Raw genomic sequence first — 12,673 nt, 5'->3', positions numbered from 1 at the left:
CGCCCGCGAAGAATCCAACGCGGTGCATGGCAGCGGCTGTGCCGCCTTCTTCGCGGGTAAACTTTCGATAGTCTGGCTTGCCGTCAACCGGTTGGCTCGGAACCAGACGCTCCGTGCAGTAACGGGGTATTGCGAATATCCGCGAGCGTGGCAGCGCCGCAGAGCTGCATGACGATGCGCAGTTCCTGTTCGAGTTGTTCGAGTACCGCCTGCACGCCTTGCCAGCCGTTGAGTGCCAGGCCGTAGAGGACCGGGCGCCCTATGGCAACCAGATCGGCGCCAGCCGCAATGGCTTTGAACACGTCGAGGCCACGTCGGATGCCACTGTCGAAAAGGAGGGGCACCTGGCCCCGGACTTCATCCGCGACCCGTTGCAACGAGTCGAACGCTGCTGGCGAGCCATCGAGCTGGCGACCGCCATGGTTGGAGACGTGTATGGCATCGACGCCGTGCTGGAGTACTGCGCGAGCATCCGCCCTGGTGGTTACGCCTTTGACTATCAAAGGCAGACCGGCACTGTGCATGCGGACAAACTCCAGGCTGTCGAGGCCTATGCGGCTATCGAAAGGCAAGTCCAGAGGCCGGCAGCAGCCGTCGTTTCCGAGAAAGTTGCCAGGCGTCGGCAAGCGCAGGGCGTTGCGGCGATCATGCTCCCGGTTGCCACCGACTGTAACGTCTGCTGTCAGCACGATAGCTTTGTACCCGGCAGCTTTGGCGCGTTGCAGCAGCTCGCGGTTGAAGCCGCTGTCCCGCGTCAGGTAACACTGGAACCACTTATCACCCTGGCTGGCAGAGGCGATCTGCTCCAGGTTTTGCGTGGCGACTGTACTGACGCCCAACAAGGTTCCATAAGCTGCGGCTCCGCGTGCTGTTTCAGACTCTGCCGCGGGGTGAACCAAGCCGTGGGCCGCCATCGCGCCAACCATGATCGGCGCCCTCAATTGGCTGCCGAAGACCTGGGTCTGAAGGTTCTGCACAGTTTTGCCACTGAGGATGCGTTGGTCGACGAAGACCCTGGAGAAAGCGATGCGGTTTTCCCGCAAGGTCTGCTCATCTCCCGCACCTCGGGCGATGTAGTCGAATGCTGGGCGCGCTATGAGGCCAGCGGCAAGGTCTTCCAGTTCCAGCAGGTTGAAGAATTTCGCAGACGGCTGTTGCATCTGTCCTCCGGTGAAGAGCGTGGTTGTCGCGCAAGGCTTGCAGGCCCGGCGCGCACGATGCGTTTGGCAACTTGGGCATGGGGTTAGAAGTCGTAGGCGATCTTGCTGTACCAGAATCCGCCGCCCGGATGGAAAGGTGGGGATCCATAGTTGTACTTGTAGGCCGCCTGGGTGATGCCATTGTTGTCGGGGCGCACGTTGAAGATGTTGGTGCCGCCGATGCTGAGGGTCAGGCTGTCGAACAGCAGGTAGGACAGGTCGAGGTCGGTGATCCACTTGGCACCGAAGCTGCGGTCTTGAGCAGGGTTCTGCTGCCAGGTCTCGACCTTGCCGTAGCGGGTGGTCTGCAAGTTGGCGGCGAAGTTGCCAAGTGTCCAGTTGGCGCCCAGTATCCATTTGCTGCGCGGGGAGGCCGCTACCAACAAACCCTCTGCGGCGTGACCCACGACGCTGACGCCCGCATTCTGCAGCGCGGCCGGCGTGCTACGGCTACCTTCGACGGTCGTCTTGTTGTAGTTGAAGGCCGCACTCCAGCGTACATCGCCCCAGGCGCCGAATTGGCTGCTGTGATCGGCCACCAGGTCGATGCCGCGAGTACGGGTATCGAAGGCGTTGGTGTAGTAGCTGACCCAGGTATTGCGTGCCACGCCGACGGATTCGAGGATGTCGCCAATTGCGCCGTTGCCATTGCTGCGGTCATACAGGTTTTCGCTGAGCAGGATGCGGTCGTCGATGTCGATGACGTAGGCATCGGCGGTGAAGCTGGTCCGCGGCGCTGGCTGCCAGGTGATACCAAGGCCCGCGTTCCGTGATTTCTCTGGTTTCAGATCCGTTGCGCCCAGCGCCTGGGCCACGGGGCTGTCGGGCGTTGCGGTATAGCGCAGTGCGGGCACCGCGTTGCCATTGGCATCCGCTGCCGTGCGGTTGTCGGTGACGGTATAGCCGAGCTGGGTCAGGGAAGGCGCCCGGAAGCCCGAGCCCAAGGTACCCCGGACGGCAACCTGGTCTGTGAGTTCGTAGCGGGAATTGAGCTTGAAGCTGTAGGTGTTTTCCTTGATGTCGTCATAATGTTCGGCGCGCCCGGCGATGCCGACATACCATTTCGGCGTGAGGTCAAAACCAAGGTCCAGATAGGCCGCATAGTTGTTGCGCTTCAGATCCGCTTCGTCTTGCGGGCGGATTGCCAGTACGCCCTGAGCGCCTGTTGACGGTTGCGCACCGTTGGCGACATACAGCGGGCTACCGACTGGGAAGGTGTAGGGCCCGACACTGTAAGCACGTGGGTCATTGCCAGCAAATGTCCGGAAGCGCTCCCAGCGGTGTTCCAGGCCGACGGACACCTGGGTGGGAACGGAGACACCGAAAAGCCCATCGAAGTGGCGTGTGATATCCAGGTTGTTGACCCACTGCTCGAACTGCAATGTGGCCAGGTCATCCCACTTGGTGGGGGACTGCGGGCCATAGGTCGGGTTGGCAGTCAGGTCGCTGGCATGCTCGATCTTGTCGCGGCCATAGGTGGTGGACAGGTCCCAGTCCCAACTGGCCGCGCTGCCTTTACCGCCGAACAGGAACTGATAGTCGGTATCCTTGAGGTTGTTCAAGGGGTAGTAGCCATCCGGAAACAGCGCCGGGATCGATGCAGCGCCGTTGGCCGCTCGCAGCTGATTGTTCGCTTCGGTCTTGCGCTCGCCATAGGTGGCATAGGAGTAAAGCTTGAGGTCGTCGGATAACGGCAACTCGGCATTGTAGGCCAGGTTGAAAGCCTTCAGATCAGGGTCGCCGTTCTTGGTACTCACGTGATCCCAGGCGGCCTGGCGATCATCCTCGAAAAACGCACGGACGCTGTCTGGCGACTTCCCGACCCAGGTGGCGGTACCGCGTTTGCGGGCATCCGCAGACAGGTGCAGGAACCCCCCATCACCCAGCTCGAAGCCATGGTCGGCAGCGCTCTTGATGGTTTCGCCCTGGCCCGAGAACAATTGACCGTAGCTGGCCTCGGCATGACCGCCCGAAGCATTGCTCTTGAGGATGATGTTGATTACCCCCGCTACTGCGTCCGAGCCGTATTGGGCTGCGGCGCTGTCCTTGAGCACCTCGATATGGTCGACGGCACTGATCGGGATCATGTCGATGTCGACAGCGTTGGCACCACTGGTGTCGGTACTGCCATTGGCGGGGGCAGCACCGTTATGACGGCGTTTGCCGTTGACCAGTACCAGCGTGTAGGCCGGCCCAAGGCCGCGATTGCTGAGCGGCCGAACTTGTGAGTTGACCCCGGCGATGTTGGTGCCGAAGTTGAACGATGGCAGCAGTTTGGATATGGCCTCCGACAGTTCCGCCCGGCCGGTTTTGAGCAGTTGTTCACTGTTGATGATGTCAATGGGTGTCGGGCTGTCGGCGACAGTACGTTGCTGCCCACGCAGGCCGGTGGAAATCACTGAGACGGTGTCGAGTCGAGTCTCTTGCTGATCGGCGGCCAGCGCTGAGAGTTGCGGCAGCGCCAGGCAGGCGACGAGTGCTGTTAGCCCTGATCGTAATGGAAAGGGTGGGCGTTGGTTCATGTTCAACTTTCCTTGTGTTGGCAAGCGGCAATCAGGAGCCGCGTCTTGTTAAGCCAGCACTGGCCCTTGGTAGGGGTACAGGATGCTTGCCCCGATGTCAGGGGCGGGGTCGTGAAACGCACGGGTGGGTGGGAACGTGAGGGCGTTGGCATGCAGCGTCGGTCTCTCATCACTGGCGTAGGGTGGGGGGCGATCGGTGCCGATCGCCTTAGCGCCCCAGCGTGATGAGGTGGCCGCGTAAGACCGTATTCTTATATTTTCTTCATGTAAAAGGCTTTTTGGTTCTAAGCTAATTATGAAATTTATTCATGTAATATTACAATCAATATGCGTAGAACGAATTTTAACTTCTTGCATTGAACTGCACGCTTTTTAGATCACAAGGGAAAGCTCGATGCATTGTTGGCCCGCACCTTTCGGCGGAAGGTGCGTACAAGCCCGAAAGAATGGCTGCTGCAGAACATGGCATGATGCCTGAACACAGATTGCCGTATTTCGCTGGCCGTTGTTTGCAAGCCCGGTGATTGGGGGTACACCACAGACTGATTTTGAGCCTTTTATCAAACGGTCCCCTGTTCTCAACAAGGTCGCGCATAGCGTTTGCGGTATTCCGCAGGGGTAACGCCCATATGACGGACGAAAGCTCGGCGCAATGTGTCTGCGTTTGCAAATCCACACATGGCAGCTACCTGCTTAGGCGCATCATTTCCAGCCTCCAGCCGTTCGCGAGCAGCATTCACCCTCGTCTGCTCCACCCAAGCTGCCGGCGTCATGCCCACATCATTTTGAAAGATCCGGGCGAAATGCCTTGGGCTTACGCCCATACGCTCTGCCAGATTCGCAACCCCATGATCCAGAGCCGGATTTGCCGTGACATACCGCTGCAATGCCTGTAGAGCAGAGCGCCCTGTGGGTGAAGTAGATCCTTGACGGCTGAACTGCATCTGCCCACCGGTTCTTTTGAAGTACATGACCAGGTGGCCTGCTACGTCCTTCGCAATCTCATCGCCCAAATCCTCCTGAACCAACGTAAGCGCAAGATCCAGCCCAGCCGTTACACCCGCAGCTGTCCTCAAATTTCCGTCATGGACCTGAATGGCATCCGCCTCCACGGTGACTTGTGGGTATCTTTCAGAGAGAGGCTGCGCCACAGCCCAGTGGGTAGTGACCCGGCGGCCATCAAGTAGTCCAGCAGCTGCAAGCGCAAATGCGCCAGTGCATACCGAACCGAAGCGCCTGCTCAACGGAGCACGCTGGCGGAGCCAATCCAGAATCCCTGATCGAAGGTACTGATCGGCGGCTTGAGGGGTTCCGGCTATCAGCAAGGTATCAATTGCATCGATCTCCTCTCCGATCCAGGCATCAGGAATTAACCGGGTACCCGAAGAGCTCACCAGCGGTCCAGGTTCACAAGCGAGCAGAAGCAACCGATAGGCTTCATACCCAGCTTGCCGGTTGGCTTCCGCGAAGACGTCCAACGGACCACAAGCGTCGAGAAGCTGAACCCCTGGCATGCCCAGGATAGCGAGAGTTATTTGGGGGCGGGACATAACGGCTCCTAAAAGCGAGGGCAGGTTGCCCAGGTCCGATACTGGCTGACAATGGCAGAATTTGACGTAACAAGTCAATTGATGCCATGTGCTTGGACACTCAGACTGGAGTCCTCACTCATCCTCCCCAGGATCTCTATATGACTAACGCTATTGCTGGCATTCACATGCCTGACAGTTCGATGGCCCGAGAAATCACCGAGCTTGTTCGGGACACCGCTTCGCCCCTTCTTTTCCATCATTCGAGTCGCGTCTTCTATTTCGCATCGCTTGCTGGTAAGCGACTGGGCCTGAAATACGACGACGAGCTTCTCTACGCGGGTTGCATGTTCCATGACATGGGACTGACCCACCAGCACAGCAGCGATTGCTGTCGTTTCGAAGTCGATGGAGCGAATGCTGCGCGTGATTTTCTCGAAGGTCATGGCATCAATGAACGCGACATAGAGCGCGTGTGGACTGCAATTGCACTTCACACCACTCCAGGGATTCCTGAGCACATGCACCCGCTCATTGCATTGGTCACTGCTGGTGTGGAGACCGATGTCCTCGGGTTACACCACCAGGAGCTCAGCGCAGCTGACCGGGATGCCGTGGTTCAAGCACATCCACGTGGTGATCAATTCAAAGAAGCCATCATCCAGACGTTCTATAACGGCATCCGCCATAAGCCGCAAACGACATTCGGCAATGTCAAGGCTAATGTGATAGCCGACAAGGAGCCTGGCTTCCTGGCGGGTAACTTCTGCAGCATCATTCGCCAGTCTTGCTGGCCAAGCTAAATGAATGGGGCCGCATTGCGGCCCCTTCGTTATGAAATCGAGGTTTACACCCCTGAATCTGAGAGGTCCGAAAGCATCAGCTTCGAAGCGGTAGCACTAAAGTCGCATGACTGAGATGGCGTAGAGTCGATGAGCTCAAAACAGTGTTGCAGTTCAAGATTTACCTAATTAATAGCTCGTGTCACATTGGTGCGCATGCGAAAAACTAACCCCCTGGTGCGCAGTGCAGGTTTTGAACATGTCCGAGGCGTGGGGGCTAATCTCAGCCTCCACATTAATACAATCCCTGAGGAGACAAAACTCGTAAGCTCGAGCTTAGGGGCAACCTCGCTCACTGCTTCGAGATTTGAAATCATTTTATTTAACCTGAATAAATTCTAACTATCGTGAAAATGACCGGCTTCGTCTGGGATAGTTGTCTGGTGTGAGGGATGGGTAATTGTCGCGTAATGAACGAGGCGGAGATTCAGCGAATCGATTGGAACTTTCGACCCAACGTTGCCGTTGAAGCCAAGGAGTAGACACTGCCGCGTACCTGGCTCACTGACCGCTAGGGCATAGATACCGATGCAACTGCTCCCCGAGAACCCCAAATGTCTGACTGATCCTTTTAACTTTGCGCAAGTCATTGTGCATTGCGATCCATACATCAACTTCGAAGCCGAAACAGTTCGGCAGCACATTTATCAGCCCGTGGTTTCTTGCTATTTGCGTCGGGCACAGACCGAAGCCCAAACCTGCTTTCAGTGCGGCCAGTTGAGTGAGGTGATGATCAGAGACGACAGCGAAACGTTGGTCGGCATCGCATAGCCCGGCATCGACCAGTCGACGCATGTCCGCCGAGCGTCTATCCGGCCCAATCAACGGCCGCTGGCGCAGCGACCGCAGGCAGGTTGGGTTACCGTAACGCTCCAGGCACTCGACACTGGCATGGATGCCGATCTGCAAACTGCCGACGCGCCGCACCGTGATATCAGCTTCGTTGGGCCGCATCAGCCGCACCGCAATATCCGATTGCAGCCTGGCAATGTCTTCAAGGGCATCGCTTATGCTCAATTCAAGTTTGAGCCCCGGGTGTTCGTAATGGAAAGGGCGCAGCAGATCGGGCAGTACCTCGACGCCAAGCAACTCGCCACAGGTCAGCCGAATCGTACCGTGATCCACCGACGCTTCAGCGCTGGCCATGCGGTTGAAGGTTTGTGCGGCCAGATCCATGGCCTCCACATGTTCGATCAGGCGCTGCGCTCCGCCAGTAGGCGTCAGACCAAGAGGTGTGCGGGTGAACAGATTCACACCGAGAGCGTGTTCAAGATGGTCGAGGCGTCGGCGCGCGGTGGCCTGGGCGATACCAAGCAACTTCGCCGCGCCGCTCAGGCTGCCTGAGCGCAGCACGGCGAGAAATACACGCTGGCTTTCCCATTCAATGCCGCTCATACATTTTTAGCCAACAGTTGCTCCTAATTTGCTCTTCTGCCCGAGCCCGTGAAAAGGGATCATTCGCCCACATTTTTCCGGGCGTCATTGTAAGGAACCAACGCATGAGAATCACCGGTCAGTGCCGATGTGGGCAAGTCACGATTGAGATCGTAGCGCAGCAATTGCCGCCACTGTATGCATGCCACTGTTTGAACTGCCAACGCTTGAGCGGCAGTGCGTTTGGTCTGCACATGCTTAGCGCGGCTTCAGCTGTTCAGGTGGCGGGCGAAACGGCGATCTTTGAACATGAACACCAAGGTCAAACGTCCAAGCAACATGCCTGCGGTATATGTCATACCCGGCTGTTCAACGAGACCACGGCAGCCCCCGGCATGCGTGTGGTACGGGCCGGCATCCTGGAAGGCTCTGAACGTTTCGAGCCAATTGCACATATTTGGACACGGCGCAAGCAGCCCTGGCTGGTGCTGCCAGGGGCTATCGCGCAATGGCAGGAGAGCCCGACGCCCGAAGCATTCGCCGCCGCACTAGGGTGATCGAACAGCAGGCAAGCATGCAAAATGTCCTTGCGCTGCGCTCGATGAAACGCGACCCCGTTTCTATTTCGCTGGCAAGAGGATCACGAAGTTCTTTTTCATGTCTTCCAGCACGGTCCATTTGCCCTTGGCGCCCGGTTCGATAATGAACGTGTCGCCAGCGGCCAGTGTGATGGGGGCGCAACCCTCAAGCTCGATGACGCAGCTTCCACTCAGGACATGGCAGAACTCCCAAACTTTGTAGTCGATGCGCCACGCTCCGGTGCTGGCTTCCCATTCTCCGGAAATGCGACCTTGCTGTTCATCGTGATAGTACTTGGACGTCAGCGTATGAGGGGTGCCTTCCACGACCTTTTCAAAAAAGGGAAGGTCGCGCACCGGTTGGATATCCAGTTCGCGGAATACGGTCAGTTTCTTGTTCATGGTTTTTTCTCGAGCACGTTGTGGGTAGGGCGATACATCAAGTGGGCTTCACCGGTTACGACCAGCATCGGGTGCGGAACGATCTGGCAGGTTTTAACAATTTGAAAGCCGTGACGTTCGTAGAAGCGGCGTGCACCGTGGTTTTCTGCATAATCGATCAGGCATAGCCCATCCAAGCCAGAGTCCTCAGCGCGCTGCTGGGCGTGGCGAAGAAACTGGGCGCCCAGCCCCTGGCTGCGCCAGGCCTCATCCAGGGCCAGGCTTGATATGTATAAGGTGTCGGGTATTTCCATGTCGGAATAAGGCGCGAGGACCGGGTCTGTCTCGACAGGCCTGTCAGGGGACTCGCGCAAGGCATAGCTATGCATCATGCCGATGACTCGCCCTTCGAAAGTGGCCATCAGGCAGTTCTTGTAGGAAAAGTCGCCCTGTTCCCTGGCATAGCGAGACGCACCGACACTCAGCAATGCTTCTCCAGGTGCGGCAAGCTTGCTCCATATGTAATCGGCCATGCCCTCCGATGTCAGTTGAAAGAAGCGCGCAATATCGTGCGCGTCCGAGGCTTGAGCGGGTCTGAAGTCGATAGGCATGTACAGTGCTCCCATGGGATCGGGTGGTTAGTTTTCAAGGATTACGCCTTTGACAGGGCGGCAGGGTAAGCGGATTGAACGGTTCCCATCATGCTCTGGGCGAACACCGTCAGCACGGCGTGCGACGCTGCCCCATACTCAAAGGCACATGGCTGTCTAATGGCTCAGTCTTGGGGAACCGATCGTGCACTTGCCGAACTTGGTAAGGCGAGAAGCGGGGCGACGTGTACTTGCATGGCGGGATGGCCGGAATCAGAGCAGAGTTGCCTGCGCATGGGGTCGCCTGTCACGAAAGGCTCACGCGAGCTGCTTGGCAAGGCGTGGGAACAGCGCCAGGGCGTTGCCTTGGTTAATCAGCGCGTGCTCGGCCGGTGGCAGGACGTCGTAGGCATCCAGCTAACTGAACCTGTAGGAGCGGCTTGCCCCGCGAAGGGACCGGCCCCGATGTCAACAACGTGCTGCTGCAGGTGTTCGACGATGGCCGACTGACCGTTGGCAAGGGCTGCATGGTGGACTTCAGCAACACCATCATCATCGCCACCAGCAACCTCGGCGCGAAGCTCATCATGGCCAACCTGGAGCATCCCGAGGCCGAATGCACCGGAGAGAAGGCGCTCAAGGTCGAACTGATGGGCGTGCTCAAGGGGCACTTCCGCCCTGAGTTCCTCAACCGTATCGACGACAGCATCGTGTTCCACGCTTTGTCTCGGGACAATATCCGAACGTTCGTGAAAATCCAGCTGGAGCAGGTGGTACGCACTGCGTCAGCCCAGGACATCCACCTGTCATTTTGGGATCGACCAGAGAACCAGGTTCCATTGTGGTTTATTGGCCTAAAACTGTAGAGTCGCAAAAGTTATAACTTGAGTGGATATTCGACGATTAGCCGCACTTCATTGATGTCCGGCAGGTCCACCTGCGCCTCTTGGTTGCCCCGGTAGTTGGCCACCCGCGTGCGCACCGAGAGGTCACGGGCTGGCCCTTGTTGCACCACGTAGCGCAATTCCAGATCCAGCTCGTGCCAGCGGGCGCCATCGTACTGGCCGTAGCTGGATAGCGGGCCACCGGCATAGTGCCGCTCAGGGCGCCACTGCGCATCGCTGGCGTTGCTGCCGGAGACGTAGCGGGCCATGAAGCTTAGGCCGGGGATGCCGTATCCCGCCAGGTTGAGGTCATAGCGGGCCTGGCGGGATTTCATTCCCGGGGCGTTGAAGTCGGATATCTGCACCGAGTTGGCCAAGTCAATGGACAGGCCGCCGACATAGTCGAAGGGCGTGTCGCCGTCGATCTGCTGGTAGGCCAGGGTGATGCGGTGAGCGCCGTGGCGCCAGGCGCTGGCTAGGCTCCAGCTGGTGTTGTCCACCCGGCCGGAGAGGGCGCGGCCGGTGTCGTCGCTACGGTACAGGTGCAGGTCCAGATTCAGGCCGCTGGCGGGGGAGAACGGGATGTCCTGATTGATGTTCAGGTAGTTCTGCAGCCAGTTGTCCTCGGCGCGGGCGTGGAACAGCTTGACGCTCAGGGTCCCGTTGACTTGGTAGGTGGCACCAATGAAGTCCAGGCTGCGCACCTCGACGTCGGAGTAGCGGGTACGCAGGCTACCGTCGCCATTGCTGGAGGTGAAGTCGCGGTAGGCCGTGAAGTGTCCTCCTTCGAACAGCAAGCTGCCCAGCGCATCGTTGCGCAGGTACAGTCCGGTGGCCATCTCTGGCAGCAGGCGGCTGTCGGCGGTGGTGAACACCGGGGTCGAGGTGCGCATCTCGCCCCATTTCACCTCGCTGGCGAACGCACGCGCTTTGAGCGCACCTCCCACGTGGCTGTAGTCGTCCGCCACCTCAGCGCTGCGCTGGCGGTTATGGCTGACAGGCAACAGCAGGGTACCGGTACGCCCCGGACCGCTGTCGAGTTTGAGGCCGAGCTGGGCATGGGCATCGAGCCCCAGGCCCACCGCGCCCTGGGTGTAGCCGGAGGTGAGGCCGAGCATCATGCCGTGGGCCCATTCTTCGCGGTAGCCCTTGCGCTCGACGGTAGGGCGCGCGGCATTGTCGCCCTGGGTGTTGCTGGCGCCATTGCGAAAGTCGCCATTGAAATAGAAGTTACGGTTGCGCAGCTCCAGCTGGCTGTCTTCGATGAGGCCCCGAGGCTCGGCCAGGGTGTCGGTGGCCAGCAGGGCAGTGCATAGCAGTGTGGCGTGGCGATGGAGCATAGGGGGGTCACCTGTTTTTTTGTTTTAGGCGCAGCCGGTTGCTGCAGGCGCAAGGCCTGTGGGCATGAGGAGTGGGAGGGCTCATCCTTGAGCCTGGAGGGTCAATCGAGGTCTTTGCCGGCGGTTTCCGGCGCCAGTTTCAGGCCCACCAGCGACAGCAGGATCGCCGCGATGATGTAGAACGCTGGGGCGTTGGTGTTGCCGGTGAGGCTTACCAGGCCTGCGGCGAACAGCTGGGCGAAACCGCCGAATAGGGCCACGCCGACGCAGTACGCCAACGACATGCCGCAGGCGCGAACACGGGTAGGGAACAGCTCCGGCAGGATCGCCAGGTTGGGCACGATGGTGTAGGTCAGCGGGATGCTCAGCAGGAACACCACGGCCAGCAGCACCGGGAGGCTGGGGTGCAGGTTGAGCAGCAGGAACGCCGGGTAGATCGCCAGCAGCAGGATCGGCAGTGGCCAGAAAATCGCCTTGCGCCGGCCGATGCGGTCGCTCAGCCGGCCGGCATGGGCCGACAGTAACAGCGGTGGCAGGCAGGCCACGATCGCCGCCCAGGTGCCACTGGCCAGGGGCATGCCGAGTACGCCGATGGCATGGTTGGCCAGGTAGAACTGGATGGTGTAGATCGGCACGGTGGCACCGATCACCAGCAGCACGCCTGCCAGCATCGAGCGCGGGTGTTGAAGCAACAGGGCCAGTTGTTTGCCCTGGGACACCGGCGCGCGGCTGCGCGAGGCCTGGCGATGGGCGTGGGTTTCTTCCAAACGATGGCGGATGTATTCGCTGACCGGGATGGCGAGCAGGCCCATGGCGAAGATCAGCCGCCAGCCCCAGCTGTCCATGGCCTCGGGGCTGAGCAGGTTGCTCAGCAGGGTGACCATCAACGCGCCGATGCAAATGCCCAGGCTCTGACTGAAGGTTTGCCAACTGCAGTAGTAGCCACGCGAATGCTTGTCGGCGTACTCCATGAGCATGGTGGTCGAGGTACCGATCTGACCGCCCACAGCAAAACCCTGCAGCAGGCGCGCGGCGATCACCACGGCCGGGCCCAGCAGGCCGGCCTGGGCATAGGTGGGGGCGATGGTGAACAGCAGTGAGCCGATCGCCATCAGCCACAGGGTCAGGCGCATGGCCGCCTTGCGCCCGACGCGGTCGGCATACAGGCCGATCACCAGGCCACCCAGCGGCCGCATCACAAAGCCGGTGCCGAACACGGCCAGCGACAGCATCAGTGGGACCAGCGGATGGTCGCTGAAGGGGAAGAACAGCCTGGCCATGAGTGTGGCCAGCAGGCTGTAGACCAGAAAGTCATAGAACTCCAGGGCATTGCCCACGCAGATCGCGGCGATTGCCCGACGCTTGCTGGGCTGTTGGGCACTGGTGTCGATGGCGAAGTCTGTTGTTTTTGTTGTCATCGTCGTTGCTCTCTTG

At 59.3% G+C, this 12,673-nt stretch carries 10 protein-coding genes and 1 pseudogene; 3 read left to right on the top strand and 8 right to left on the bottom strand.

What is annotated here, in order from left to right:
- Positions 1–83 precede the first annotated feature (83 nt).
- The 3 genes from ABE456_RS01065 to ABE456_RS01055 all read right to left on the bottom strand — a co-directional run bounded on the left by ABE456_RS01065 (position 84) and on the right by ABE456_RS01055 (position 5,271).
- Positions 84–1,160 (bottom strand): alpha-hydroxy acid oxidase, encoded by a 1,077-nt coding sequence (locus ABE456_RS01065; protein WP_346642319.1) that lies wholly within the window; start codon positions 1,158–1,160, stop codon positions 84–86.
- A gap of 83 nt (positions 1,161–1,243) precedes the next feature.
- The gene (locus ABE456_RS01060; protein WP_346642318.1) at positions 1,244–3,721 is read right to left on the bottom strand and encodes a TonB-dependent receptor; all 2,478 of its coding nucleotides are present in this window, start codon (positions 3,719–3,721) and stop codon (positions 1,244–1,246) included.
- 578 nt (positions 3,722–4,299) lie between these two features.
- Positions 4,300–5,271, bottom strand: coding sequence for a helix-turn-helix domain-containing protein (locus ABE456_RS01055; RefSeq protein WP_346642317.1), 972 nt, complete (start codon positions 5,269–5,271; stop codon positions 4,300–4,302).
- Between the two features lie 140 nt (positions 5,272–5,411).
- On the opposite strand from ABE456_RS01055, the gene ABE456_RS01050 reads away from it, so the two are divergent.
- A complete protein-coding gene (locus ABE456_RS01050; RefSeq protein WP_346642316.1) occupies positions 5,412–6,053 on the top strand; it encodes an HD domain-containing protein in 642 nt (213 codons plus the stop codon).
- A gap of 540 nt (positions 6,054–6,593) precedes the next feature.
- Here the strand turns inward: ABE456_RS01050 and ABE456_RS01045 are convergent.
- Complete coding sequence (locus tag ABE456_RS01045; RefSeq protein WP_346642315.1) at positions 6,594–7,487, bottom strand: LysR family transcriptional regulator; 894 nt, start codon at positions 7,485–7,487, stop codon at positions 6,594–6,596.
- 104 nt (positions 7,488–7,591) lie between these two features.
- Between ABE456_RS01045 and ABE456_RS01040 the strand changes: the two genes are divergently transcribed.
- On the top strand, positions 7,592–8,023 hold the full coding sequence (locus tag ABE456_RS01040; RefSeq protein WP_346642314.1) for a GFA family protein: 432 nt from the start codon (positions 7,592–7,594) through the stop codon (positions 8,021–8,023).
- 63 nt (positions 8,024–8,086) lie between these two features.
- Here ABE456_RS01040 and ABE456_RS01035 read toward each other — a convergent pair whose 3' ends face one another.
- Both ABE456_RS01035 and ABE456_RS01030 read right to left on the bottom strand, forming a co-directional pair.
- Positions 8,087–8,446 (bottom strand): cupin domain-containing protein, encoded by a 360-nt coding sequence (locus tag ABE456_RS01035; protein WP_346642313.1) that lies wholly within the window; start codon positions 8,444–8,446, stop codon positions 8,087–8,089.
- A complete protein-coding gene (locus tag ABE456_RS01030; RefSeq protein ID WP_346642312.1) occupies positions 8,443–9,036 on the bottom strand; it encodes a GNAT family N-acetyltransferase in 594 nt (197 codons plus the stop codon). The genes ABE456_RS01035 and ABE456_RS01030 overlap by 4 nt, the downstream gene beginning before the upstream one ends.
- Before the next feature lie 443 nt (positions 9,037–9,479).
- Between ABE456_RS01030 and ABE456_RS01025 the strand changes: the two are divergent.
- A pseudogene (locus ABE456_RS01025) lies at positions 9,480–9,821 on the top strand (AAA family ATPase); the annotation flags it as partial.
- A 71-nt stretch (positions 9,822–9,892) separates the two neighbouring features.
- Here the strand turns inward: ABE456_RS01025 and ABE456_RS01020 are convergent.
- Together ABE456_RS01020 and ABE456_RS01015 are read right to left on the bottom strand one after the other, a co-directional pair.
- Positions 9,893–11,239, bottom strand: a complete 1,347-nt coding sequence (locus tag ABE456_RS01020; protein ID WP_346642311.1) for an OprD family porin — start codon at positions 11,237–11,239, stop codon at positions 9,893–9,895.
- A gap of 101 nt (positions 11,240–11,340) precedes the next feature.
- The gene (locus ABE456_RS01015) at positions 11,341–12,657 is read right to left on the bottom strand and encodes an MFS transporter (protein ID WP_346642310.1); all 1,317 of its coding nucleotides are present in this window, start codon (positions 12,655–12,657) and stop codon (positions 11,341–11,343) included.
- Positions 12,658–12,673 lie beyond the last annotated feature (16 nt).

It is taken from the genome of Pseudomonas sp. TWI929, assembly GCF_039673335.1.
In the GTDB taxonomy this organism is placed as follows: Bacteria; Pseudomonadota; Gammaproteobacteria; order Pseudomonadales; family Pseudomonadaceae; genus Aquipseudomonas.
The sequence above is the reverse complement of the archived record's forward strand: the minus strand, read 5'-3'. Positions and strand labels throughout refer to the sequence as shown.

What these genes read in the sequence shown, in the direction of transcription:
- ABE456_RS01035 (WP_346642313.1), bottom strand. Translation starts at nt 8,446, where the DNA reads ATGAACAAGAAACTGACCGTATTCCGCGAACTGGATATCCAACCGGTG.
- ABE456_RS01050 (WP_346642316.1), top strand. Translation starts at nt 5,412, where the DNA reads ATGACTAACGCTATTGCTGGCATTCACATGCCTGACAGTTCGATGGCC.
- ABE456_RS01055 (WP_346642317.1), bottom strand. Translation starts at nt 5,271, where the DNA reads ATGTCCCGCCCCCAAATAACTCTCGCTATCCTGGGCATGCCAGGGGTT.
- ABE456_RS01030 (WP_346642312.1), bottom strand. Translation starts at nt 9,036, where the DNA reads ATGCCTATCGACTTCAGACCCGCTCAAGCCTCGGACGCGCACGATATT.
- ABE456_RS01040 (WP_346642314.1), top strand. Translation starts at nt 7,592, where the DNA reads ATGAGAATCACCGGTCAGTGCCGATGTGGGCAAGTCACGATTGAGATC.
- ABE456_RS01065 (WP_346642319.1), bottom strand. Translation starts at nt 1,160, where the DNA reads ATGCAACAGCCGTCTGCGAAATTCTTCAACCTGCTGGAACTGGAAGAC.
- ABE456_RS01045 (WP_346642315.1), bottom strand. Translation starts at nt 7,487, where the DNA reads ATGAGCGGCATTGAATGGGAAAGCCAGCGTGTATTTCTCGCCGTGCTG.
- ABE456_RS01015 (WP_346642310.1), bottom strand. Translation starts at nt 12,657, where the DNA reads ATGACAACAAAAACAACAGACTTCGCCATCGACACCAGTGCCCAACAG.
- ABE456_RS01060 (WP_346642318.1), bottom strand. Translation starts at nt 3,721, where the DNA reads ATGAACCAACGCCCACCCTTTCCATTACGATCAGGGCTAACAGCACTC.
- ABE456_RS01020 (WP_346642311.1), bottom strand. Translation starts at nt 11,239, where the DNA reads ATGCTCCATCGCCACGCCACACTGCTATGCACTGCCCTGCTGGCCACC.